At 42.0% G+C, this 25887-nt stretch carries 21 protein-coding genes; 10 read left to right on the top strand and 11 right to left on the bottom strand.

Translation table 11 applies throughout. The features are described 5' to 3' along the window. The first annotated feature begins 50 nt into the window (after nucleotides 1–50). From EAH55_RS23500 to rseP, 5 genes are read left to right on the top strand one after another with little or no spacing between them, the layout of a single operon-like run. A complete protein-coding gene (locus EAH55_RS23500; protein ID WP_121811824.1) occupies nucleotides 51–1019 on the top strand; it encodes a glycosyltransferase in 969 nt (322 codons plus the stop codon). 5 nt (nucleotides 1020–1024) lie between these two features. Further along, complete coding sequence (locus EAH55_RS23495) at nucleotides 1025–1801, top strand: glycerophosphoryl diester phosphodiesterase membrane domain-containing protein (RefSeq protein WP_112575429.1); 777 nt, start codon at nucleotides 1025–1027, stop codon at nucleotides 1799–1801. 1 nt (nucleotide 1802) lies between these two features. Beyond that, nucleotides 1803–3302 (top strand): GH3 auxin-responsive promoter family protein, encoded by a 1500-nt coding sequence (locus EAH55_RS23490; protein WP_121812429.1) that lies wholly within the window; start codon nucleotides 1803–1805, stop codon nucleotides 3300–3302. Between the two features lie 6 nt (nucleotides 3303–3308). Then, nucleotides 3309–4496: a 1-deoxy-D-xylulose-5-phosphate reductoisomerase gene (locus tag EAH55_RS23485; RefSeq protein ID WP_244228333.1), complete on the top strand. Its 1188-nt coding sequence runs from the start codon at nucleotides 3309–3311 to the stop codon at nucleotides 4494–4496. 21 nt (nucleotides 4497–4517) lie between these two features. Then, the gene (gene rseP / locus EAH55_RS23480) at nucleotides 4518–5852 is read left to right on the top strand and encodes an RIP metalloprotease RseP (RefSeq protein ID WP_121811823.1); all 1335 of its coding nucleotides are present in this window, start codon (nucleotides 4518–4520) and stop codon (nucleotides 5850–5852) included. 117 nt (nucleotides 5853–5969) lie between these two features. Here rseP and EAH55_RS23475 read toward each other — a convergent pair whose 3' ends face one another. The 5 genes from EAH55_RS23475 to EAH55_RS23455 all read right to left on the bottom strand — a co-directional run bounded on the left by EAH55_RS23475 (nucleotide 5970) and on the right by EAH55_RS23455 (nucleotide 11280). Beyond that, nucleotides 5970–6536, bottom strand: coding sequence for a DUF4199 domain-containing protein (locus EAH55_RS23475; RefSeq protein WP_121811822.1), 567 nt, complete (start codon nucleotides 6534–6536; stop codon nucleotides 5970–5972). A 148-nt stretch (nucleotides 6537–6684) separates the two neighbouring features. Beyond that, complete coding sequence (locus EAH55_RS23470; protein WP_121811821.1) at nucleotides 6685–7263, bottom strand: DUF4199 domain-containing protein; 579 nt, start codon at nucleotides 7261–7263, stop codon at nucleotides 6685–6687. 9 nt (nucleotides 7264–7272) lie between these two features. Next, a complete protein-coding gene (locus EAH55_RS23465) occupies nucleotides 7273–7941 on the bottom strand; it encodes a hypothetical protein (protein WP_112569071.1) in 669 nt (222 codons plus the stop codon). A gap of 7 nt (nucleotides 7942–7948) precedes the next feature. After that, nucleotides 7949–9199, bottom strand: coding sequence for a dihydroorotase (locus EAH55_RS23460; RefSeq protein ID WP_121811820.1), 1251 nt, complete (start codon nucleotides 9197–9199; stop codon nucleotides 7949–7951). Between the two features lie 32 nt (nucleotides 9200–9231). Beyond that, entirely contained in the window at nucleotides 9232–11280 is a 2049-nt protein-coding gene (locus EAH55_RS23455) for a BatA domain-containing protein (protein ID WP_121811819.1), read from the bottom strand. A gap of 205 nt (nucleotides 11281–11485) precedes the next feature. Here EAH55_RS23455 and EAH55_RS23450 point away from each other — a divergent pair, with 205 nt between their 5' ends. From EAH55_RS23450 to EAH55_RS23425, 5 genes are all read left to right on the top strand, one after another. Continuing rightward, nucleotides 11486–12481 carry an aldo/keto reductase gene (locus EAH55_RS23450; RefSeq protein WP_121811818.1) on the top strand — a complete coding sequence of 332 codons (996 nt, stop codon included), beginning with the start codon at nucleotides 11486–11488 and terminating at the stop codon, nucleotides 12479–12481. Between the two features lie 27 nt (nucleotides 12482–12508). Beyond that, nucleotides 12509–13684: a dipeptidase gene (locus EAH55_RS23445; RefSeq protein WP_121811817.1), complete on the top strand. Its 1176-nt coding sequence runs from the start codon at nucleotides 12509–12511 to the stop codon at nucleotides 13682–13684. 73 nt (nucleotides 13685–13757) lie between these two features. Next, on the top strand, nucleotides 13758–14714 hold the full coding sequence (gene trxB / locus EAH55_RS23440; RefSeq protein ID WP_090526227.1) for a thioredoxin-disulfide reductase: 957 nt from the start codon (nucleotides 13758–13760) through the stop codon (nucleotides 14712–14714). A gap of 456 nt (nucleotides 14715–15170) precedes the next feature. Next, nucleotides 15171–17474 (top strand): family 20 glycosylhydrolase, encoded by a 2304-nt coding sequence (locus tag EAH55_RS23430; RefSeq protein ID WP_121811815.1) that lies wholly within the window; start codon nucleotides 15171–15173, stop codon nucleotides 17472–17474. Nucleotides 17475–17491: 17 nt separating this feature from the next. Beyond that, nucleotides 17492–18232 carry a hypothetical protein gene (locus EAH55_RS23425; RefSeq protein WP_121811814.1) on the top strand — a complete coding sequence of 247 codons (741 nt, stop codon included), beginning with the start codon at nucleotides 17492–17494 and terminating at the stop codon, nucleotides 18230–18232. An 89-nt stretch (nucleotides 18233–18321) separates the two neighbouring features. Here EAH55_RS23425 and EAH55_RS23420 read toward each other — a convergent pair whose 3' ends face one another. The 6 genes from EAH55_RS23420 to EAH55_RS23395 all read right to left on the bottom strand — a co-directional run bounded on the left by EAH55_RS23420 (nucleotide 18322) and on the right by EAH55_RS23395 (nucleotide 25764). Beyond that, nucleotides 18322–19950, bottom strand: a complete 1629-nt coding sequence (locus tag EAH55_RS23420; protein ID WP_121811813.1) for an acyl-CoA carboxylase subunit beta — start codon at nucleotides 19948–19950, stop codon at nucleotides 18322–18324. A gap of 93 nt (nucleotides 19951–20043) precedes the next feature. After that, the gene (locus EAH55_RS23415; protein ID WP_121811812.1) at nucleotides 20044–20628 is read right to left on the bottom strand and encodes an LOG family protein; all 585 of its coding nucleotides are present in this window, start codon (nucleotides 20626–20628) and stop codon (nucleotides 20044–20046) included. Between the two features lie 64 nt (nucleotides 20629–20692). Beyond that, nucleotides 20693–21301: a hypothetical protein gene (locus tag EAH55_RS23410; RefSeq protein ID WP_121811811.1), complete on the bottom strand. Its 609-nt coding sequence runs from the start codon at nucleotides 21299–21301 to the stop codon at nucleotides 20693–20695. 96 nt (nucleotides 21302–21397) lie between these two features. After that, nucleotides 21398–22870 (bottom strand): IMP dehydrogenase, encoded by a 1473-nt coding sequence (gene guaB, locus EAH55_RS23405; RefSeq protein WP_121811810.1) that lies wholly within the window; start codon nucleotides 22868–22870, stop codon nucleotides 21398–21400. A 269-nt stretch (nucleotides 22871–23139) separates the two neighbouring features. Next, nucleotides 23140–24417 (bottom strand): M16 family metallopeptidase, encoded by a 1278-nt coding sequence (locus tag EAH55_RS23400; RefSeq protein ID WP_121811809.1) that lies wholly within the window; start codon nucleotides 24415–24417, stop codon nucleotides 23140–23142. Between the two features lie 108 nt (nucleotides 24418–24525). After that, the gene (locus EAH55_RS23395) at nucleotides 24526–25764 is read right to left on the bottom strand and encodes a M16 family metallopeptidase (RefSeq protein WP_121811808.1); all 1239 of its coding nucleotides are present in this window, start codon (nucleotides 25762–25764) and stop codon (nucleotides 24526–24528) included. Nucleotides 25765–25887 lie beyond the last annotated feature (123 nt).

The following is a 25887-nucleotide window of genomic DNA, read 5'->3' as shown; positions in this document are numbered from 1 at the left end:
AAACAATCTGCACATTTGCACATTTGAAATTTGCACATCTATCTAAAAGCATGTTTTTTTCCATCATCATTCCATTATATAACCGTCCGCAGGAGATCAAAGAACTGCTGGAAACCCTCACCCTGCAAACCTATCGCAATTTTGAGGTTTTGGTTATTGAGGATGGTTCTGTAAATGATGCTGAAGCCATAGTAAACACTTTTGCCGATAAGCTTAACCTCCGATATTTCAAAAAGCAAAATGAAGGCCAGGGCTTTACCCGCAACTTTGGTTTTGAACGCGCTAAAGGTGATTATTTTGTAATTTTCGATTCGGATTGTTTGATCCCTCCCAACTATTTGCAAATAGTAAATGATTCGCTGGCGAAAAGCTATCTTGACGCTTACGGTGGGCCGGATGGTGCTCATGAATCTTTTACACCTACCCAAAAAGCAATAAGCTATTCCATGACCTCGCCTTTTACCACAGGCGGCATTCGCGGCAATAAAAAAGGGATTGGTCAGTTTCATCCGCGTAGCTTTAACATGGGGGTGTCAAGGCAGGCCTGGGAAAAAGCCGGTGGCTTTATTATCACCAGACTGGGCGAGGATATTGAATACAGCATCCGGATCCATTCATTGGGCTTCAAAATAGGCCTGATCCCCGATGCTATTGTTTATCATAAACGGCGTACTAACTTTTACCAGTTTTACAAACAACTGCACTTTTTTGGCAGGGCGCGCATTAACATATCCAAGTTTTTTCCGCAGGAGCTAAAATTGGTTCATTTTTTCCCGGCGGCTTTTACCATAGGGGTTATCCTTACTATTATATTAAACCTGCTTGGCTCACCATTAGCAGCCATAGGTAATTTTATATTATTGATTTTCACTTTGTTAATATTTTTCCATGCCTGGTGGAAAAATAAATCGTTAAAAATCGCATTTTTGAGCATTGTAGCTGCCTTCACACAACTTATTGCCTACGGGTTAGGATTTATACAGGATTTTTGGAAGCGGAAAGTTTTAAGTAGATCATAAGCAATATGTACCACACCTTTTCTGTAGCGGAAACCATTAAAACCGCATGGAATATTTTAAAAAGAAATTTTGTACCGCTGGTGGTTTACTCAATCATATCGTTATTTATTAACGAGTTCGTTGAGTTTTTAAAGGCGTTCATCATCGACAACGACGACCGTTTTATTGAGATGGGCTTTGTAATTGTACAAATGATTGTGCAATGTTTTATCGGCTTAAGCTTTTACAAACTGATACTTACCCTCATCGACAAAGAATATTACGAATTTGACTTTAAAGACATTTTGCCAACGTTCAAAATGACATTCAATTTCGTAATCATCGGGATAATGACTGCTTTCTTTGTAGCAGCGCTGGTTTTTCTATACGTATTGGCTAAACGTAACATTGGATACGACAGCGTTTTTGAGGTTATTGAGCTATTGTTTATTCTCTACATAAGTCTTAGATGCATATTTTGCATTTGCTTCATCGTTGATGATGATTCATCACCTATCGAATCATTGCGTCAAAGTTTCGAAATTACCAAAGACAATTTCTTTAAAACTTTAGGCGTTTTCGCCATTATCATACTGATACTGGTTGCTGTATTGCTGCCGGTTGTGATTACCATGGGGCTGTTTGGTTTCGATCAGGAAAAGGATGGTTTTGCATTCAGACTTGCATTTTATTGCTGGTTTATCCTTTGCTTCCCGTTTACCCAAGTGATAATAATGGTTACCTATCGCAAACTGGTTTATAGCCACCAGGATGTGGATGATGACCTATCTGAAACCAATTAAAATGGGACTTAAAGCTGTATTAAGTAAGGTATTTGCATCCTTTGTTGACAGGGAATTAAATAAGGTTCGTAAAAACGCGGTTGCACTACAACAAAAAGCGTTTACAGACTTGATACATGCGGCAAAAAGCACAAGTTTTGGAAAAGATCATCAATTTGAAAAGATCAACAATTACGAAGACTTTAAGCGCCTTGTACCTGTACATGATTACGAGGACCTTCGCTCCTATATCGATCGTGTAGTTAACGGTGAGGAAAATGTGTTATGGCCGGGCAAACCAGCTTACCTGGCTAAAACATCGGGCACAACATCGGGTGTAAAATATATCCCCATCTCTAAAGAAAGCATGCCCGAGCATATCAAAGCGGCGCGCAATGCTTTATTAAGCTATATCCACGAAACAGGCAATGCCGATTTTGTGGATGGTAAGCTGATATTCCTACAGGGTAGTCCAATTCTGGCTCAAAAACATGGTATTTCAACAGGTCGGCTTTCGGGTATTGTCGCTCATCATGTGCCGGCGTATCTGCAAAAAAACAGATTGCCGAGCTATGAAACCAATTGTATAGAAGATTGGGAACAAAAGGTCGATGCCATTGTAGAGGAAACTTTTAACGAAGATATGCGCCTCATCAGCGGAATTCCGCCGTGGTGCCAGATGTATTTCGACAGGCTTTCGGCTAAGGCAGGCGGCAAAAAAGTAAAAGACATTTTTCCTAACTTTAAGCTTTACGTTTATGGTGGGGTTAATTACGAACCCTACCGTGCCCGCATTGAAGAAAGTATTGGCTTTAAAATCGACTCAATAGAAACCTACCCTGCTTCTGAGGGCTTCATCGCTTTTCAGGATTCGCAAAAAGAGAAAGGGTTACTTCTTTTAGTAGATTCGGGGATCTTTTACGAGTTCATACCATCCGAAGAATACTTCAACGAAAACCCAACCCGTATCAATATTAAAGATGTTGAGCTGGATAAAAACTACGCGCTTATCATGAATACCAGTGCGGGTTTATGGGGATATAGCATAGGTGACACCATTAAATTTGTTTCTAAAGATCCATACCGAATCGTAGTTACAGGCCGCATTAAACATTATATCTCAGCTTTTGGAGAGCACGTAATAGGCGAAGAAGTGGAATACGCATTAATGAGCGTAGCCAAAGAAGCAGGAGTTGACGTAGTTGAATTTACAGTCGCCCCGCAGGTTAATCCGCCGGCCGGGCAATTACCTTACCATGAATGGTTTATTGAGTTTGGCACGCCACCTGCCGATCTTCATGCTTTCGCCATAAAAGTGGACAAAGCACTACAGAATAAAAATATTTACTATTTTGACCTGATTGAAGGTAACATTTTACAACCTTTGGTAATCCAAAGCCTGCAAAAAGATGCCTTTATCAATTACATGAGGTCGGAAGGTAAACTTGGCGGACAAAACAAAGTACCGAGGCTTTCAAATGACAGAAAGATAGCCGAAGGATTAAAGAGTTTTATAAAATAAAGATACTTGAGTAATCAAATTAAAAACATTGCCATCCTTGGCTCAACAGGCAGCATCGGTACACAAACACTTGATGTAATAAGGTGGAACAGCAATTTATTCAGGGCATTTTTGCTCACAGCACATTCAAATGCCGGGCTGCTCATAAGCCAGGCTATTGAGTTTGTGCCCGAATATGCTATTATATGCGATCAAAGCAAATACAAGGAAGTTAAAGACGCTTTAGCGCACTTGCCTATACAAGTACTTGCCGGCCACCAGGCTATCATTGATACGGTAACCCACCCTGAAATTGCGGTTGTATTAACTGCAATGGTTGGCTTTGCCGGTTTGGAACCTACCATAGCTGCTATTAAAGCCGGTAAAGATATCGCCCTTGCCAATAAAGAAACGCTGGTTGTAGCCGGAGATATCATAACAGCGCTGGCTAAACAACATCAGGTTCAGATCTTACCTGTTGATTCCGAACATTCGGCTATATTCCAGAGCCTGGTTGGCGAGGATTATAAATCGATAGAAAAGTTGATCATCACCGCTTCTGGTGGCCCATTCCGGGGGCGCAGCCTTGACTTTTTAGCTAATGTGACCCGCGAAGACGCCCTTAAACATCCGAATTGGGTTATGGGCGCCAAAATTACCATCGACTCCGCTTCATTAATGAATAAAGGGTTGGAGGTTATTGAAGCCAAGTGGCTATTTGACGTTGAAGCCGATCAAATTGAAGTAATAGTTCATCCGCAATCCATTATTCATTCACTGGTACAGTTCAGGGACGGATCTATCAAAGCGCAATTAGGCGTACCCGATATGAAGTTGCCTATTCAATATGCACTAACTTATCCTGAGCGGGTGCAAACCAATTTTAAACGCTTTAGCTTTGCAGATTATCCAAACCTTACTTTTGAAAAACCGGATATGGAAACTTTCCGTAATCTAAGTTTAGCCTATGCTGCTTTAAGACAGGGAGGTAATATGCCTTGCATCATAAACGCGGCAAATGAAATAGCGGTTGCAGGTTTTCTGGATCGTAAAATCGGCTTTTTAACTATGAGTAGCATCATTGAGGAGTGTATGCAGAAAATTAATTTTATTGCAGCCCCTACCTTAACCGACTATTTGAATACTGATAAAGAAACACGCATCTTTGCGCAAAATTACATACAGCAATTGCCCTCAAAGGCATTACAATTTTAATATTACACATAGAAATAGATAATGAGTATAGTGATCATGGTGGGCCAGCTTATACTGGGCCTTTCAATTTTAATCATCCTGCACGAACTGGGACATTTCCTGGCGGCACGAGCCTTTGGCATTAAGGTAGAAAAATTCTACCTGTTTTTTGATGCCTGGAACGTGAGCCTTTTTAAATTTACATATAAAGGTGTTGAATATGGTATTGGTTGGCTTCCGTTAGGCGGCTACGTTAAAATAGCCGGTATGATTGATGAGTCGATGGATACCGAGCAAATGGCTGGCCCGCCGCAGCTCTGGGAGTTTCGTTCAAAACCAGCCTGGCAGCGCCTTATTGTTATGCTTGGCGGCGTTACCGTAAATGTTGTACTGGGTATTTTAATATTCTGGGTATTAACCATGCGTTTTGGCGATAGCTATATCCCAAATTCGGCTGCTAAATATGGTATTGTACCTGGCGAGGTTGGTAAAAAGATCGGCCTTCAGATTGGTGATAAAGTTGTAGCCATAAATGGCAAGCCATTCGAGCGCTTTGATGACCTTACAAGTCCGCAGGTACTGTTGGATAACACGGTATTTACGATACAGCGTGGTGCTCAAACTTTGCAGATCAGCATCCCCCGCACTATTTTAAACGATCTAAATGATCATGATATCGAAGGATTTATCAGTCGCCTGCCACGTTCTAAATTCGTGGTCGACTCGTTAGAGCCGGGCAGCAACGCTGTTAAAGCGGGTCTGAAAAAAGGCGATAGTATTGTAATGGCCAATAATCATCCTGTTGTGTTTTGGGACGAGTTACAGACTCAGCTAACCGCTAACAAAGGCAAGCAAATTGATCTGGGCGTAAGGCGCAATCACGAGCTGGTTACCCTAAAAGCACAGGTTACCCCGGAAGGTAAATTGGGTTTCTACCGTGCAAAAAGCGATTTCCCGGACATCAAAACAATCAAGTATGGCTTTTTTGAAGCCTTCCCTATTGGAGTAGAAAGAGCCTGGGGTACTTTCAGGGATAATGCCAAAGGTATTGGTAAAATATTTAAAGGAGACGTTAATCCTGGTAAAGCGGTAAGCGGACCGGTAGCGATAGCGAGCCTGTTTGGCGGTACTGTTGACTGGGGTCACTTTTGGACACTGGTAGGCTTCCTTTCAATGGTATTAGCGCTGATGAACCTCTTGCCTATCCCGGCGCTTGATGGCGGTCATGCGGTGTTCCTGATCATTGAAATGATAAAAGGCAAGCCACTAAGCGATAAGTTCCTGGAACGTGCACAAATTGTAGGTTTTGTAATATTGGTTAGCCTTATGGTATTTGTTTTTGGCAACGATATTGTAAAGCTGGTCATGAAGAAATAGAAACGAGAGATTAGTGATTAGAAGTTAGAGATTAGTTATCTCTTCAAGACCAGTAATTAAAACAAGAAGGCCTTTCATTTTGAAAGGCCTTCTTGTTTTAATTACTTTATTATTGATTTATGCCGTTGGATCTGATGGTTTTGGCGCGTCAAAATTATCAACCGCGGTATCAAAAGGAGAACGTTCATTTTTAAATACAACAGCCGAAATTAAACTTACAATTGCACCAAAGATGGCATACGCAAAAACCACGCTAACTGTAGCAATAACTGCGAAATACTTGGTTGCTATACCCATCGCGGTATCAATCTGATCTTGTGACATAGTTCCCTTCGCTTCCATTTGCTTCCGCGAAACATCCATTATCTTATCAATCATTTCCGGGCTTAGAATGGTAAAATACACATAAGTGAAAATAGCTATAAACACACCGGTGAAAATAGAATATAAAAAGCCCGATAAAAATCCCTGCCCATAAGTGAGATAACCACCAAGCTGGTCTTTAAACTCTTTTTGAGTTAACAGTAAAAAGGCGATAAACGGCAGGTAATTTAAATACTTAAGTGATGAAGTTTGATCAACATTTAAAAATTGAAAGGCGTAAGTAATTACGATAGAAACAATCAGGTTAATTAATGCCCACTTAAGGGCCGGTTGCGATGGACTCGCTTTTTTTACTTCCATAGTACAAGTGTTTAGTGTTTAGTTAAAATTAACCAAATATTTAATATTTATATCACCGATGCCTTTATTTTCAAATCTCGTGAGATCATAAACAAAATAGGCCTTTCAGAATCTGAAAGGCCTATTTTGTTTTACAATAATATCATGCTTAGGACGTGTGTCCGACAGGCTCCCGCTTAAAGAACGCCGCAAAAATTATGGATAGAACAAACAAAAATATAATGCTTATACCCAGCGACTGAATTTGCTGTCCTATAGTAATACCTTTTCCGGCTTCAAAGCTTTTCTCCATTTCCTTTATTTTTGCGTCGGCTTCCTTTTTTTCTTCAGGTTTTGTAGTACTATCTTTCAATTTATTCAAAGCGGTAACCATGGCTGTTTTGGTTTTTTGAGCCATCTGAGGTTCAATAGCTTTTGCAAATACCTGATCACGTAGTATAAATATGGTCAGGTTTGAAATGAAAAACATAATGAAAATTCCGGTAGCGGCTTGCCTCATTGTCCAGTATCCGCCTACCTTGTTCCTCAGATTGATGCAAAACAAAGCAGCAATAGCTATCGGAATTATGTATGTAAAAAGTATGGCGCCAACTGTTATCGCAACAGCCGATGCTACACTTACCATAAAATAAAAATAAATAATACTTACCAAAGCCAATACTGCACCTAAAATCAATCCCTTGATAAGTCCTTGTATTTTTATGGTCTTTTCTAATTGTGCGCTCATTTAAGAGGGTTATTGAAAACTAACTAAAATTTCTAAAACTGCCATATCAAACTCTTTATTGATGGCGTTATCGGCAATCTCCTTTTTCTCTTCATCCGATGGATCGATATTTTGGAAAAAGCACATCATTGGGTAAAACAATTCTGCAAGTTCCGAATCTTCCGGAAGTGTCGCAGCTACTTTGCTGATCTCAGATACCGGGCTTTCAATCAGGATTTGATTTGCGATAACCGGTTCGTAAATACGATACTCGTCCTGAAATTCATCCTCATCAACCAATAAAAACTCTTTTAAGTAGTCTTCCAGTTCAGGTTCAATTTCTTCGTCTTCGCATTCGTTAAGGTACAGTAACAGGTTAAGCAATTCGGTACCACGGTCTAAGGTTTCCTCTTCAATACTCTCCCATTCCGGCGTATCAAGATAATCTTCTTCCAGTTTCTTAACGTCGGCACTAAAGAAGTTGATCATCAACAAATCGAAGAAGATCTCGCGCAATCCCTCTACTTCAGGGTTCTCGTCAAAAACCGCGTCAAGTTCATCTACTTTTGATAAAAAATCTTCGTCAGATGCAAATACATCGGCAAACTCATCGGTTAGCTGTGTTGCATCAAAGCTGTTGTATTTTGAAAAGGCCTCAAGCGCTGCTACAAAGGCGATTTCTATTTTTGGATCGATCATAGGTATGTTATTTAAAGATTTGTTGATTGTTGTAAGTTAACAATACTTTGCCTTTTAATTGCTGCCCGATGTAAGGCGAATTTGCAGATTTAGATTTGTTATTAGCTGCGGTATATTCCCATTCGGCGTCAGTGTCGAAAACTATAATATTTGCCTTTTCGCCTTCAGCAATAACCGCTGTTTCTACACCGAGTATTTCACGGGGATTGATCGACAGTTTTTCAACTATCAACTCGGCAGATAAACCCGCTTTCAAAGCTAAAGAAAAAGCTGTCTGTAGCCCAACTATGCCATACTCAGCTACTTCAAACTCCACATCTTTAAATTCAATTTCGTGTGGCGTATGTTGCGATACTATAGCATCTATAGTACCGTCTTCCAGGCCTTTTATCAATGCGGCAACATCATCGGCAGTACGTAACGGAGGTTTAACTTTGTATAAGCTATCAAAGCCTAATAGGGCCTCGTCAGTTAAAACCAGGTGGTGTGCGGCAACATCGCAGGTAACTTCAATACCTTTACGCTTAGCCTCGCGAATCAACTCGACCGAACGGGCGGTTGATATCGTAGTAAAGTGGATCCGTGATACTGTATATTCAGCGAGGTAAAGATCGCGCGCTACCATCAGTTCTTCGGCCAGCGAAGGGATCCCCTTCATGCCCAGCAAAGTACTGATCTCGCCCTCATTAACTTTAGCTTTACCAGCTATAGCGGTATCTTCCGGATAAGAAAAAACCAGCGCGTCAAAGCCTTGCGCATATAACAAAGCCCTTTCCATTAAACCAGCATCCTGTACGGGGCGGCTACCGTCAGTAAAGGCCTTAGCTCCGCTTTGATACATATCGTACATTTCGGCGAGGTCTTTTCCTTCTCGTTTTTGAGATATGGTTCCCAGTGGATAAACATCCACCAAATTACCTTTTGAACGGTTAAGCAGATATTCCACTTCCGATTTGGAATGCACCGGGGGCTGGGTGTTCGGCATCAGTGCTATGCCTGTAAAGCCACCGGCAGCGGCAGCAACCGTACCTGAGCGGAGGTCTTCTTTAGTTTCAAGCCCCAGCTCGCCTATATTACAATTAAGGTCGAAAAAGCCGGGCGAAACATATTTGCCTTCGGCGTCAAAAAGTTCAGCGTCGGCTTCAATATCTTCGGCTATTTTGGTGATAACACCATTTTTAATTAAAATATCGGCAACTTGTTGATGAAAGGATGATCCGGGATCAAGAATAGTGGCTGATTTGATAAGCAAATTCATTAGCACTGCTTTATGTGTGGATTTGAATCGAACTACACCGCTTGAATAACACCTTGTTTATCAGGATTATAAAACCTAATTAACAATGTTTCTGCAAGCAGGAAGATCAACGCCAAAATTATACAAAGTTTCCATAATTGTGTGCCAAAATTTGATTCGGTAACAACGCTTTTTAACGAACCGTTACCTGCTGTTAATAAGGGCTTTGCATTTGGCAGTAATTTTTCCAAATCGGCTGCCGTAAAATAACTCATGTCTGATTCTGCCCGGTTATCATTAAAAGCCAGCGTGGCCAGCGTGCTATCCTGTTTCCGGAGCGAATAAATTCCGGGAGAGTTTAATTGATCCGAAACATATAATAACGTACTTCCCTCCTGCTGTTTTACATCTGGTATGATGCTTTGATCGCCTTTGGTAAGTTTAAGCAGTTGTTTCTCGGTAGTTTGAACTGGCGGCACTTCAAAATTTTCATCTGTCCCGAGGGTATAAAACAGCGGCTGGTCGTGTCCGCTTAACAAAGCTATCCTGAAAAGCACCGGTACAAACAAAGCATGCCTTGGTAAACTGCTAAAATCCTCATTAAGCGGCGCCGCACATACATAAACATTTCCTCTTCCATTGCTGTAACCGGTCCAAAATGATTCACCGGTAGCCAGGTTCATCAAGCTTTCCTGTTTAGTGCCGCTTTTACTCAGCTGATAATATTTTTTAACCAGTGGCAGGTCCGGGTTTTGAGGAAAATTCTCAAATACGTTTTTAAACACTTGGCTTTGCCTGTTGATAGAGGCCACTTTTACATCCTGGGTTACCAGCTTTTCAGGATACCCCGCGTTTAATGCCAACAAAAAAGACTTATAATTAGCAAGATCGGCATCGGCCGATGGAAATACAACCAGCGTTCCTCCTTTGGACACATAGGTTCTTAACTGTTGTGCCAGACCGGTAGCTATCGTTTTAACATCGCTTACAATAACTATGGGATAGGTATTAAATGCCGCGTAATCAACATTACCATCGGCTACCCTGTTTGCAGCAAAAAAAGTATCGGAAGCAAAAACCGCTTTCAGATAGGGATTTGGAGTACCGCCGTCTATCAATAAAACAGGCATTTGCTGTTTTACATTGAAGCTAAAGTAAAACTGGTTATCAAAGGTAACCGGATTATCCTGCAATTGGATTTCGCCACGTTGCCAGCCGGCTTTTAAACCCGAAAATGATAAAGTATCGTTTTGAACTTCGTGCGTGTTTATGCTGAAGCTACCAAGCGCTTTCTGTTCGCCATTGACCAGGATTTTCAGTGGGATCTTTTCCGCTTTTTCAGTAGCATAGTTATGCAGGCGCACAACCAGTTTCTCATTTTCGCCCGGACGATGCACCGCACTTAGCAGCCATGCCGAATCTACTGCAACATTAGGCAAATTTCCCGCTTTAAGTTGAACCAGATTAACTGAGATGTTACTATCAATTTTTACATGTTTATCATTTTTATTTTTCTGGAAATCAGAAATGATAAAGATTGATTTTAACCCGTCCGCTTGATTTTCCAATAAGTTTTCCTGCCTGCTGATCACCTGCTGCAGATTCCGGCTTTGCGGACTAACCTTTACCGCGTCTACAGCATCATTAAATTCATCACGGCTCAGCAAACGTTGATGTTTACCTTCAAAATCCTGTGTAAGCAGCTGGAACCGATCATTAATATTATAAGCGGAAGCTATCTCCTTAGCTCTCCGTTTAGCTTCATCAAGCAATGAACCCTCGCGGTTAAGCGTTTGCATGGAGTATGAATTATCTACAAATACGCTGATCGCCTGTTGTTTACCTGCATTAACGCTCTGAGCGCCAGGAATATAAGGTCGGGCAAATGCCAGGATCAGGAACAGCAAAGCAAGTAAACGCGAAGCCAGGATCAACCGCTCTTTTAAGTTGCGACGCGAAGCCTGCTGCTCCTGTACCTCCTTTAAAAACTGCACATTGCTGAAATATACCTTTTTGTACTTACGAAAGTTGAACAGGTGGATCACAACCGGTATAGCGAGGCTCAATAACGCGAATAAAAAAGCAGGATATAAAAAATACATATTTTATATAGGTGGTTGTGCTATTTACAAATGTGGTAATTAATTTTTTAAATATGCAGCTATGGTGATTTCATTTAAAATGCGGGATATTTCTATTAATAGTAATCGTTTAAAGCGATAACATTATTATCGATAAACGATAGCACTTTCAAATAATGTTTAAATAAATATATTTGGTGCATACAACAACAATCTACTCTTAAAAATGGAATACAGAAAATTAGGTGAAAGTAAACTAAGCGTATCGGCAATAACCTTTGGTGCATGGGCAGCAGGAGGCTGGATGTGGGGCGGCAATGACGACCAGGAAGCTATTGATGCTATGCGCACTGCTTATGATCACGGAATAACTTCAATTGATACAGCCCCCGTTTACGGACAGGGCAAAAGCGAAGAACTTGTTGGCAAAGCCATCAAAGATTTCCCTCGCGATAAAGTGCAGATACTTACTAAATACGGCTTGCGCTGGGACCTTGCCAAAGGCGAATTCTTTTTTAAAAGCAAGGATAATAACGGTAAGGACATCGATGTTTATCGATACGCTGGTAAAGACAGCATTATTGCCGAGTGCGAAAGCAGCCTAAAACGTCTTGGCACCGATTATATCGACTTGTACCAGATCCATTGGTCGGACAAAACCACTCCTATCGAGGAAACCATGGAAGCAATTTTACGTTTGAAAGAACAGGGTAAGATTCGCGAAGCCGGTGTTTGCAATTATGATGTAAGCCAAATGCAAACTGCAGCAAAGAGTATTAAACTGGCTGCAAACCAGGTTCCGTTCAGCATGGTTAACCGCGATATTGAGGATGAGTTGATCCCTTATTGTATCGAGAGCAGGAAAGCTATTTTGGCTTACAGCCCGCTTGAGCGCGGTTTGCTGACCGGTAAAATGAAGGCGGGCCAAAATTTCGGCGAAGGTGATCATCGTGCAGGCGTTAAATATTTCAAGGATCAGAACATCGAAAGTACCAATGCTTTCCTCGCCAAAATAAAACCCTTAGCCGATGAAAAAGGCGCTACGCTTGGGCAATTGGTAATTCGCTGGACAATCAACCATCCGGGTATAACCGTGGCCCTGGTTGGAGCGCGCAATGCCGAGCAATCTGTTCAAAATGCAAAGGCCATCAACATTCATATTAATGGCGAAGAAATGGAATTCATCAATAATCAGTTGAGTGACCTGGTAATTATCGGATAAAACAAGATTATTTTTCTATCTTCCTAAATGAGAAAGTCGCTCTTAATTTTCCCTTTACTACTGGCGTTGAGATTATCAGCCCAAAATGCTCAGCAAATACATCAAAAGGCTATTTTAATTGACACGCATAATGATGTTATTTCAAACGAACTGATAACTGGGGCTGATTTGGGTAAACGACAAAGCGAAGGAAATTTTGATTTGGTTCGCGCTAAAGAAGGAGGCCTCGATGCGCAGATTTTTTCCATCTGGTGCGGCGAAAGTTATGGCAAGGGAACGGCGTTTGCTTTTGCCAACCGGGAAATTGACTCATTATACGCGCTCATCAAACGCAACCCCGATAAAATAGCCCTTGTTCGTAACACAACTGAACTGAAGAAAGCAGTCGCTGCGAAAAAGTTGGCTGCGTTGATAGGCGTTGAGGGTGGTCATATGATTGAGGACAGGATAGATTACATTGACAGCCTGGCAAAGCGTGGCATGCGCTACCTTACACTAACATGGAACAACAGTACTTCATGGGCAACTTCGGCACGCGACGAGGTCACTAAAAAAGACAGCCTGACACATTTAGGTCTAACAGATTATGGCAAGCAAATAGTAAAGCACCTGAATGATCTTGGCGTTATGGTTGATGTATCACATGTTGGTGAACGCACTTTTTATGATGTGCTGGCAACTACATCAAAACCTGTTATAGCCTCACATAGTTGTGCCTATAGCATTGACCCTAACCGCCGTAATTTAAAAGATGATCAACTGAAATCGCTGGCAAAAAATGGCGGCGTGGTATGCATTAATTTTTATAGTGGTTTTGTTGATAGCACCTATACACCAAAAGTGCTTAAGTTTTTGGGCCAACACAAGGCAGAACTCGACTCATTGACAAAAGTTTACCATGATGTCGATCTGGCCAATATCAGGATAAATGCCTTGTACAAAACCGAATCGGACAAACTAAGGCCGCCACTTGACCTGCTGATTAAACACATTGATTATATAGTGAAACTTATTGGGGTTGACTACGTAGGCATAGGATCAGATTTTGATGGTGCCGAATCTTACCCACTGGGATTGGATAGTGTTACCGATTATCCTAAAATAACCGAGGAGTTGCTAAAACTGGGCAATACCCAAAAGGATATTGATAAAATATTGGGAGGTAACGTAATGCGGGTACTCGCGGCAAACACGGGCAAATGATGTCACTTTGTTGACGATATGCGCTTTGCCTTATGCGCTTAAAATCGTAAATTCGCAACTCATTTATAATAAAATGTCTCAAGAAACTGAACACGTAAAATGCCTGATCATTGGATCAGGTCCTGCAGGTTACACTGCAGCTATATATGCTTCCCGTGCTGATCTTAAACCTGTTATGTATACTGGTTTACTGGCAGGTGGTCAGCTTACACAAACTACCGAAGTTGAAAACTTCCCCGGATACCCGCAAGGAATTATGGGCCCTGAGTTGATGGAAGATTTCCGCAAACAGGCTGAACGCCTGGGTACCGAAATCCGTTTTGGTTATGTAAGTTCTGTAGATTTTTCGAGCCTGCCTCATAAAGTTGTAGTAGATGATGTAAAAACCATCACTGCCGATACTGTAATTATTTCAACCGGCGCTTCGGCTAAATGGCTTGGTTTGGAGTCAGAGCAAAAATACAGCGGTTTTGGTGTTTCTGCCTGCGCTGTTTGCGATGGCTTTTTCTTTAAAGGCCAGGATGTAGCTATTGTTGGCGCCGGTGATACCGCTGCCGAAGAAGCTACCTACTTAGCTAAATTGGCCCGTAAGGTATATATGATTGTTCGCAGGGATGAGTTCCGTGCTTCAAAAGCGATGGTTCACCGTGTATTGAATACGCCGAACATCGAAATTTTATATAATACCGAAACCAAAGAAATTTTAGGTGATGGCCAAAGTGTTACCGGAGTTAAAGTGATCAATAACCAAACCAATGCCGAAACGGATCTTGATGTTACCGGCTTCTTCGTGGCAATTGGACATCACCCTAATACCGATATCTTTAAAGGCTGGTTACACATGGACGAAACCGGTTATATCATTACCCGTCCGGGTTCAACTGAAACCAATGTTGAAGGCGTATTTTGTGCCGGCGATGCCCAGGATCACATTTACCGTCAGGCTGTAACAGCAGCAGGTACCGGTTGTATGGCCGCCATTGACGCAGAGCGTTACCTGGCAGCCAAAGAGCATGTGGTAACAGCGTAATTAGTGGTTAGAGATTGGAGGTAAGAGATTAGTTTCTTAGCCTCAAAAAGCGATAGTTAACACTATCGCTTTTTTTATTAGGGGCAATATCATTTATCAAACTTTCGGCACTTGCGTTAGGGATGGCAGCGGATACCGGCCAAGTGGCTAAGGCCCTGTGCAGTATGAGCGTACAGCCCGGGCCGCAGGCAACGTCCAAACTCAGAACCAGAATCTGGGACGATTTCTCGGATGTACGGGACTTCACTTTGAATACTGTTATCAATACCCGCATCAAACGCGTACAAGGTTCTTTCGAATTTATTTAGAGCATTCTGTTTGTTCGCGTAATTATGCAAATTCGAGTTCAAACAAATACCTAATGAATTATTGAACAAACTTTTTACCGACTAAAACTTTTTATATTTTTTTAAAAAGTTTTATCTTACGGGCTCACACTAACCTGATTGATAAATTATGTATAAGAAGGCCTCTTTGATACTGCTTGCCGCGCTTGCAGTTAGTACAGCCACTGTAAACGCGCAAAACAGCGACCCAAATCTGGGTATCATCCCCGCCCCTGTTTCATTAAAAAAAGCTCCCGGACAATTTGTTTTGAGCCAGGAAACCACCATCCAGGCGGACACGCCTTCAAACAAAGCCGTAGTATTTTTCAAAGACTACCTGGCTAATAACCAGGCTTATAACAAGCCTGTTATTGTTAAAGGCGGGACAAGCGCAAATGTTATAACCCTTACCACTGCCGGTACCGACGGCTTACCCGCCGAAGGATATCGTTTAACCATTACACCACAGCAGGTCATTGTTGCAGGCAAAGGTGCCGGATTATTTTACGGCGTACAAACCCTGCTTCAGTTGATGCCGGCCGAACACGCCGCAACTATTAAACTGCCATGTGTGCAGGTTGAAGATTACCCGCGTTTTGGCTACAGGGGTGCTATGCTTGATGTTGGGCGTCACTTTTTTGGCGTGGAGATGGTTAAGAAATATATTGACCTATTAGCTGCTTACAAATTGAACACTTTTCACTGGCACCTGACCGAAGATCAAGGCTGGCGCATTGAGATCAAAAAATATCCTAAGCTTACGCAAATCAGCAGCATGCGTGCACAAACGCTTATTGGCGGTTACCACGACCGTACACCGCAGCAGTTTGACGGAACTCCGTATGGAGGCTTTTATACACAGGATCAAATCAGGGAAGTGGTAAAATACGCATCCGACAGGTTCATTACCATTGTTCCGGAAATTGAAATGCCTGGCCACTCACAAGCCGCTCTGGCTGCTTATCCTGAGTTAAGCTGCGACCCGTCAAAAACATACAAGCCAGCTGAAACCTGGGGCGTATTCAATGATATTTATTGCCCTAACGAGAAAACATTCGCTTTTTTACAGGATGTGTTGACCGAAGTGATGGCACTTTTCCCCAGTAAGTATATCCATATTGGTGGTGACGAAGCGCCAAAAGATGCCTGGAAGAACTCTGCTTTTTGCCAGCAATTAATTAAAAAGTTGAAACTTAAAGACGAGCACGCGCTGCAAAGCTATTTTATACAACGTATTGAGAAATTTTTAAACTCAAAAGGCCGGAGCATTATCGGTTGGGATGAGATCTTAGAGGGGGGCCTTGCTCCTAATGCCACAGTGATGAGCTGGCGAGGTGAAGACGGCGGTATAGCAGCAGCGCAACAAAAACATGATGTGATCATGACGCCGGGAAGCAATGGTTTATATATAGACCACGGTCAGGGCAAACCAAGCCAGGAACCATTGAGCATTGGTGGAAACGAACCGCTTTCAAAAATTTACAGCTATAACCCTACCCCTGCTGTATTATCGCCAGATGAGCAGAAATACATTAAAGGCGTGCAAGCAAATTTATGGACGGAATATATAGCGACAGATGCTAAGGTAGAATTTATGCTATTACCAAGGTTACTCGCCTTATCTGAGGTGGCATGGTCGCCGTTGGCAAATAAAAACTATACTGATTTTGCCGATACCCGTTTACCGGGGCACTTAGCATGGCTGGATAAAAATGGCTTTGATTATCACGTACCAACTGCCATTGGCGCAAAAGATACAGTAATGATAGGCAGCAAATTAACTGCGCTATTAAAACCATCTGTTGAGGGTGCTAAAGTTCATTACACTATTGATGGCTACACGCCTCGCGAAACAGACCTGATATATACAACCCAGCTGAATTTTGATGTACCTGTTGATCAATACCGTGAATTACAAACTATTGTAATTACCCCATCGGGCAAGCGCAGTAACGTTACCCGTACATTGGTTTATAATAAAGCGCCGATGGCTGCCGTTACTTATACAGGTTCTGCAAACGGAGTTAAGTACCAGGTTTATCCTGGTTTATATACCAGCACCAATCAATTAAGTGGTATGCCTATCGATAGCGGCGTGACCAAAACCTTTAATACCGCCGATCTGAGAAAAAATAAAAGCAAATACGGTGTAATTTATACAGGATTTGTTAATATTGATGCCGATGGAGTTTATGGCTTCTCTACGTTGTCTACAGGTGGTTCGGTTTTATTAATTGACGATCAGCCAGTAGTTAACAACGATGGAAAACATGGGATGAATGAGGAAATGGGTGCCGCTCCGTTATTAAAAGGCTACCATAAAGTAACCGTAAAATATTTTGACCAGGGAACCGGTCCTGTTTCGCTGAAGCTGTTTATAACCGCTCCGGGCAAAACAAAGGCCGAGTTAACGCCGGATACATTGTACAACTAAGTTGAACTATATAAAATATGACTAACAGGCTTTACCTTTTTGCGTTTGCGATGAGCGCATTAATGGCAGGATGCGGCAGGCAAGAAACAAAAACGCCTGCCGCTCCCACGGCACCTAAAAAGCCGGAATTTATGGCGCCTTTCAGGTTTCACAAACTGATAGAGGTATCGCCTGGGCAAAGCTATGATGTTTTAAGCTGGGGGCGTGGTGCTGAAGAAGCCGGGTCGTTCATGATATTACATTCGGATTCAGCTGCTATTAAATACACCACAACCACCGGTGACCTGGATGGTGCTATTGTTGATGTTTACAATTCGGACATGGATGTGGATGGTAACCCTGAGATACTGATCCAGGCTAAATCAAAAGACACAACAAATTACGCGTCAATCTATGCTTTTGAATTTAACAACAACAAAGCAAACAAGCTCGACTTTCCAAAGCTGACAAGCTCACAGCGTAAAGGCTATCGTGGTAACGATAACTTTTATATCAGGGATGGAAAACTGATGCGTGAGTTCCCGATATTCAATGGCACCGGTAAGGAGGCAAAGCCTTCGGGCGCTAAACGCCAGCTGGAATATGGCTTACGCGGCAATGAATTCACCGTAAAACAACTAAGCAAAGATTCTACGGATGTAAACAATAAAGCATCCGATAATCAACCTGCTAAAACTGAGCAGAAAAAGTCGTCCGAAAAACAAAGCTCATCGTCTTCAGGCTCTTCAAAGAAAAAGCATAAAAGACATAGAGGGTAAAACAAGATTTCAAAAAAGCGCCATTCCGGGATCCGGAATGGCGCTTTTTCTTTTACTAATCTCTTATCTCCAACTCTAATCACCAAAGACTACGTCTGTATCACACCTACATTGAAAGCCTTTTCAATAGGCGCGTGATTGGCCGCTTCAATTCCCATTGATATTACCTTGCGTGTTTCAAGCGGATCAATGATCCCATCAACCCAAAGGCGGGCAGCGGCATAATATGGGGTAGTTTGGGAATTATATTTATCTGTTATTTGTTTCAATAGTTCAGCCTCTTTTACTGCATCAACTTCTTCGCCTTTGGCTTTAAGACCAGCGGCCTGGATCTGTAACAGGGTTTTAGCAGCTTGTCCGCCACCCATCACCGCGATTTTTGCTGATGGCCAGGCAAAGATCAATCTCGGGTCATAAGCTTTGCCACACATAGCATAATTGCCGGCTCCATAACTATTACCTACCACAATAGTAAACTTAGGGACTACGGAGTTTGCTACGGCATTCACCATTTTAGCCCCATCTTTTATAATACCTCCCTGCTCCGACCGGCTGCCTACCATAAAACCTGTAACATCCTGTAAAAACACCAACGGAATCTTTTTCTGATTACAGTTCATGATAAACCGGGTAGCCTTATCTGCCGAATCAGAATAAATCACGCCGCCAAACTGCATCTCCCCTTTTTTTGATTTGATTACCTTACGTTGATTAGCGACAATCCCCACAGCCCAACCATCAATCCGGCCCAACCCGCAGATAATAGATTGGCCGTAACCATCTTTATAAGGCTCAAATTCTGAGTTATCCAACAAGCGAAGGATAATCTCCATCATATCGTACGCTTTCTCCCTGTTATCCGGCAGTATGCCGTAAATCTCTTTTTCGTCAAGTTTCGGAATCGATGAATGGATCCTGTCGAAACCGGCTTTGGTATAATCGCCGGTCATGCTCATAATATTGCGGATAGAATCAAGCGCCGCTTTATCGTTAGGTTGCTTATAATCGGTAACACCCGAGATCTCGCAATGCGTGGTTGCACCGCCGAGTGTTTCGTTATCTACATCCTCACCAATAGCCGATTTTACAAGATATGACCCCGCCAGGAAAACTGAACCAGTCCCCTCTACAATCATCGCTTCATCGCTCATGATGGGCAGGTAAGCACCGCCGGCAACGCATGAGCCCATAATAGCGGCAATTTGAATAATTCCCATGCTGCTCATTACGGCATTGTTACGGAAGATCCTGCCGAAATGCTCCTTATCGGGAAAAATCTCATCCTGCAAAGGCAAATAAACGCCAGCCGAATCGACAAGATAAATGATAGGTAATTTATTCTCGATAGCTATTTCCTGGGCGCGAAGGTTCTTTTTAGCTGTTATAGGAAACCAGGCACCGGCTTTTACAGTGGCATCGTTAGCCACAACAACACATTGCCTGCCTGCTATATACCCGATACCGCAAACAACTCCGCCAGATGGGCAACCACCATGCTCTGCATACATCCCATCGGCAACAAAGGCGCCAACCTCCAGCCATGGTTTATCTTTATCAATCAGGTAATTTACCCGCTCACGGGCAAGCATTTTTCCTTTTTCCTTTTGTTTGGCAGCCGCCTTTTCGCCGCCACCCTGGTATACTTTGTTAAGCCGGGTGTTTAGTTCATAAACAAGCTGCTTATTAATATCTTCATTTTTATTGAATTCGATATTCATAATTGGTTTTAGATAGGAAATGTAATTTAGAAAATTTCCAGTCACAAAACCGCAAGTATGAACTGATTTGTTTTGAAGATGTATTCAGGCAAACTAAGTAAGGTCCTTATTCTTAAACCAAACCTCTTCAGGTGTGGCTTTGAAATTATCCATCAGGTTTACCAATTCAATAGCATCTCCTGAGGTTATGATCAAATCGCGGTTAACCGGCTTTAGAAAACGTTGCTCAACCATAAAATCCAACTGCTTCAATAACAGATCGTAAAAACCGTTCACATTAAGCAAACCTACCGGAGACGAATGCAAGCCTAATTGCAGCCAGGTAAGTACCTCAAAAAATTCTTCGAGCGTACCAACACCACCAGGAAGTGTGATGATACCATCGCTCATGTCACTCATCATTTTTTTACGCTGATGCATGTTCTCTACTATATGCAACTCGGTTAAACCGGTGTGCCCAACTTCTTTATCCATCAAAAACTGGGGGATAATTCCGATGGCTTTTCCTCCCCGGCTTAAAACAGCATCGGCTATTAAACCCATAACTCCAACTTTGCCTCCGCCATATACCAGCGATATGTCCCGGCCTACCATTACCTCTGCCAGTTGTTCAATAGCTTGTTTTAATGCAGCATCGCCATTAAAATTAGCGCCACAGAATACACAAATAGATTTCATGCCCAATGATAACGAAATTTGTTTAAAGCCCAATTAAGCTTTTGTTACCTGTTAATTGCGTGATTTATTGCTGAGTTAAAAACTCCACCAGCGGCTTACGGTATTCTTCGTCTTTTTCGGCAAATTCAATAACCTTTTCATCGTTACGGATGTTTAGATAAAGCTCTGCCTGATCTCCTTTATCCGACTGGAAAAGCAATTTCAATTCAGTTGAATATGGGCTATTCTCGATACTTTTTTTAGTATAGCTTTTGGCAAACTGGTGAAGATCTACATAGGAAACGTTTACTTTTTCAGGAAACTTTTTAACCGATGTATCTAATCCATAAATATCACTCAGGGCATTTCTAAAATCATCACTTTGTTTGCCAAGGGTTTTTATGGTTATTCCGTTTCCAAATCCCCTTTCGTTTTGCTTGTCCTTGTCGGGAATTTCTATTTTAAAGCCGACAAGCTTGTTTTTATATGTTGCCTTTAAATCATAAACGGTAGATGAATCGAGTTTTGTTTTGTGATCGATACTTAGATTAATATCTACAGCGCCATTGTCATTTTCTGCTGGATTAACGAGCAACCCAACAGAACCGGAACTTTTTGCCCGGGCAGATTTGCGTACAATAATGATAACAACTAACAACAACAGGAATAAAAAAGCAGGGACAAGAAATTTCATTTAATTACAAGCAGATAAGGTTCGGTAAACAAATACGCCCTAAAGTTCGCAAATAAATTGAACTTTAGGGCGTATGAGATTTTACTTTTTATAGAATTACCTGCTGGTATAGTTAGGTGCTTCTTTAGTAATTGTAATATCGTGCGGATGGCTTTCGCGCATACCGGCAGCAGTGATACGAACAAACTTGGCTTTTTGCAAATCCTCGATATTAGCAGCACCGCAGTAGTGCATACCTGCACGTAAACCGCCAATGTACTGGAATATAACTTCGGCCATACTGCCTTTAAATGGCACGCGACCAACAATACCTTCAGGAACCAGTTTGGTTACTACATCGGTCTCGTCCTGGAAATAGCGGTCTTTTGAACCTTTTGCCATAGCTTCTACCGAACCCATACCGCGGTATGATTTAAATTTACGGCCTTCATAAATGATAGTTTCGCCTGGTGATTCTTCAACACCTGCAAATAATGAACCTGCCATGATTGAACTCGCACCTGCAGCAATAGCTTTTACAATATCGCCTGTTTGTTTGATACCACCATCGGCAATTACCGGGATGCCACGGCCTTCAAGTGCTTTGGCGCACTCATATACCGCATATAATTGAGGTACACCAACACCTGCAATGATACGGGTAGTACAAATTGAACCCGGACCAATACCAACCTTAACAGCATCAGCACCGGCATCGGCAAGGGCAATGGCAGCATCACCGGTGGCGATGTTACCTGCAATTACCTGCAGGTTTGGGTAAAGCTTTTTAACCGCTTTAACCATATCAATAACTCCTTTTGAATGGCCGTGAGCTGTATCAACCGTAACAACATCAACACCAGCGTTAACCAGTGCGGTTACACGGTCAATATTATCAGCAGCTACACCAACAGCGGCACCTACGCGTAAACGACCAAATTCGTCTTTACATGCGTTAGGAAAGTTTTTAACTTTTTGAATATCTTTATAAGTGATCAGGCCTACCAGTTTCCCATCTTTATTAATTACAGGTAGTTTCTCAATCTTATTACTTTGCAATATGTTGGCAGCATCAACCAAAGTAGTGCCTTCCGGTGCAGTAATCAGGTTAGTTTTGGTCATTACCTCCGTTACCGGAACGCTCATATCCTTTTGGAAACGAAGATCGCGGTTGGTGATGATACCTTTCAGGTTCTGATCTGCATCAATAACAGGGATACCGCCAATGCTGAATTCTTTCATCAGTTGAAAGGCATCTGCTAACAAAGCATCTTCGCGTAAGGTAACAGGATCCTGGATCATTCCGCTTTCTGAACGTTTCACCTTGCGCACCTCGTCTGCCTGAGCCTGGATGGTCATGTTTTTGTGTAACATACCAATACCACCCGCCTGAGCAATGGCAATAGCCAGCTCAGCCTCGGTAACGGTATCCATAGCGGCCGAGATAATAGGAATGTTTAAACGGATGCTCTTAGTTAAGTAAGTTCCGGTATTCACTTCGCGCGGTAAAACTTCTGAATAAGCCGGGAGTAGTAAAACGTCGTCGTAAGTTAATCCTTCGGCAACAAATTTTGATGGGTCTAACTGCATAGCAAATAATTATTTTGGAGTTATTATTTGCCGGGCAAAGGTAATAAAATATTTCGGATTTCGGAATTTCGATTTCGGATTTATTTAAAATTGCCTTCAGATGATAATTCAGAATTATCGGAATTGGGATGTTCGATTTCGGATTTCGGTATGAGTATTTACAATTTTAGATGTTCCATTTAAGTTAACAGAAATAGAACATCTAAAATCAAAATAAATCCGAAATCCGAAATCGGAATTCCGAAATCCCCAATCAAACAATCAAACAATCAATATTTCCCTACTATTACCTTATAAAACTGGTCGAAGTTAAAATAAGTATTAGCCAACTGGATCAGCTTATCTGATGTTATATTTTTTACCGTTGTAGTATACCTGTCGTAGTAATCATAATCCAAACCGGCAAAATAGATACTCTTGAACTTGTCGGCATGTGAAAATACATTTTCGAGGCTGCCCAATAACGATCCCAACATATAGTTGCGCACCAGGGATAACTCTTCTTCAGGTACCAGTTCAGTTTTCAGCATATTGATTTCCTTTTCAATTTCTGCAACTGCCAATTTACAAACGTCCGCACCTACTTCGGTAGCTATAAAAAACGAGCCTACTTGTTTAAATGAAGCTAATCCCGAACCTATGCCATAGGTATAGCCCTTATCTTCACGTATATTGGCCATTAACCGCGATCCGAAATAACCACCCAATACAGTATTCAAAACCTGCAACGGCTGAAAGTCTGCGTGCGAACGGTTGATGATAGGCGTACCTATTCTGATTGCGGATTGCAATGCTTCCGGTTTCTCTGTAAAATAAAACAGATCGGCAGCAGCTTTAATATCAGGCTGAATTGTTACACCAATCTCTGATGTATTTGGCCAGCTTTTGTCAAATGTGTCTGTCAGCAACGTTAGCGTTTCAGATTCTATTTTACCCGCTATAACAATGGTACAATTTGCCGGCTGATACATTTTTTTGTAATGGGCCAGCATATCATCCTGCTGTAGTGTTTGGTAGTCGCCCATTTCTGCCGCATAGCCAAAAATAGTACTACCGTAAACAGCCCTGTTAAACGCACGGCGAGCCACCACGTCATTTTTCTGAAGACTAACCTGTAGTTTTTGCTGCTGATTACGTTTAAATGTTTCCAACTCCTTTTCGGGGAAGATAGAGTTATTCAAGATATCGGCAATAACGGGCAGTGTATGATGCAGGTGCTTATTCAAGCTGTATAAAGTTACCTGCGAATTTTCATACCCATAGTCTACCTGCAAAAAGGCGCCGTAAAAATCAATTTTATCGGCAATTTGCGCGGCGGTTAAAGTTTTGGTACCATCCGTAAGCATGGAGTTTACAGCCATGTTTAACAATGGTTTTGCCGGATCAAAAGTCAGGTTACTGAAGATCCATTCGATGCGCACCAACTCCTGATCGCCGGAGTTGAAGCAAAAAATGTTAACGCCATTATCAAGCGGCAGATGTTGCGGCCTGATCAGGCTAATATTATCGATAGCCCTGAACTCAGGAGCTAATTGTCTGTTGATCATATGAATGTTATATCTTTAACCGTGATTTGCATGATTTTGGAATTTCCTGATATCATCATAATAGATCCATCAAGACAATCCTAAAATCTCATAAATAAAGGTTCTGTTTTACTTTTCGGCTAAATAAATAAGCGTTGACGAATTATCTTGCCTGAACAGTTTATTAGCCTGTTCTTTCACCTGCGCGGCACTTACAGCAAGGTATTTGGCTGTTTCATGGTTAATCAGATCGGCATCACCCAGTAACTCAAATGAGGCCAGGTTCATGGCTTTATCCAGCAAAGACATTTCTGAAAATATCATTGTTGATTCGGTTTTGTTCTGCACTTTGGTAAGCTCATCAGCCGGGATCTCTTCAGCTTTTATTTTCTCCAGCTCTTCCCATAATGCAGCTTCGCCCTGTTCAATGCTGATACCATCAAGCGGCTTGCCTTCTAACACAAACATACCTTTATCCAGGCTGCCGGTGATGTAAGCATGTACTTCACTAAAGATCTGTTTTTCTTTGATCAGCGATTTATACAGTCTTGATGAATTACCTCGTGAAAGGACATCAGAAAGCAATTCAACAGCATAGTAATCTGCATCGGTACGCGCGCCCATCTGGAAAGCTATATAAACATCATTAAGCGGCACTTTGGCGGTTACCGTTTCACGCCGGGCTTCCGTTTGCTCCGGCTCCTGCGGTAAGTCGCGGAGATATTTTTCGCCCGCAGGGATAGCGCCAAACCATTTTTCGGAAAGCTCTTTTACCTGTTCGGTTGTAACGTTACCCCCTACTACCATAATAGCATTTTGAGGGTTATAATGCTTTTTGAAAAAGGCTTTTACATCTTCGATCTTAGCATCTTCAATATGCTTGATGGTTTTCCCAATTGTGGCCCAGCGATAAGGGTGCGTTTTATATACCAACGGACGAAGCTTCAGCCAAACATCGCCATAAGGTTGGTTCAGGTAACGCTGCTTAAACTCCTCAATAACTACGTTGCGCTGTACCTCAAGGCTTTTTTCGCTGAACGCAAGGCTCAGCATACGGTCGCTTTCCAACCAAAAGGCTGTTTCCAGGTTGGCAGATGGTAGGGTGATATAATAGTTGGTGATATCGTTACTGGTAAAGGCATTATTTTCGCCGCCTACCCTTTGCAGCGGCTCATCATAAACAGGAATGTTTACAGAGCCACCAAACATCAGGTGCTCAAATAAATGGGCGAAACCGGTTTGTTCAGGATCTTCATCGCGTGCGCCAACATCATATAAAATATTGAGCACGGCCATAGGTGTGGTATTATCTTCATGCACAATAACCCTGAGGCCATTGTCAAGTGTAAATCGGTTGAATTTAACCATGTATCTATTAAATTGTTAGTACGGATAGCAAATGTATAACTTTTGATGACATTGAAAGTGAGCATCAAAAATGAATAAGTGTTTTAGGTTAGGTACCGGTATTTTTTTACTTTTAAGCTACCA

The sequence above is a fragment of the Mucilaginibacter kameinonensis genome, assembly GCF_003675385.1.
In the GTDB taxonomy this organism is placed as follows: domain Bacteria; phylum Bacteroidota; class Bacteroidia; order Sphingobacteriales; family Sphingobacteriaceae; genus Mucilaginibacter; species Mucilaginibacter kameinonensis.
The sequence above is the reverse complement of the archived record's forward strand: the minus strand, read 5'-3'. Positions and strand labels throughout refer to the sequence as shown.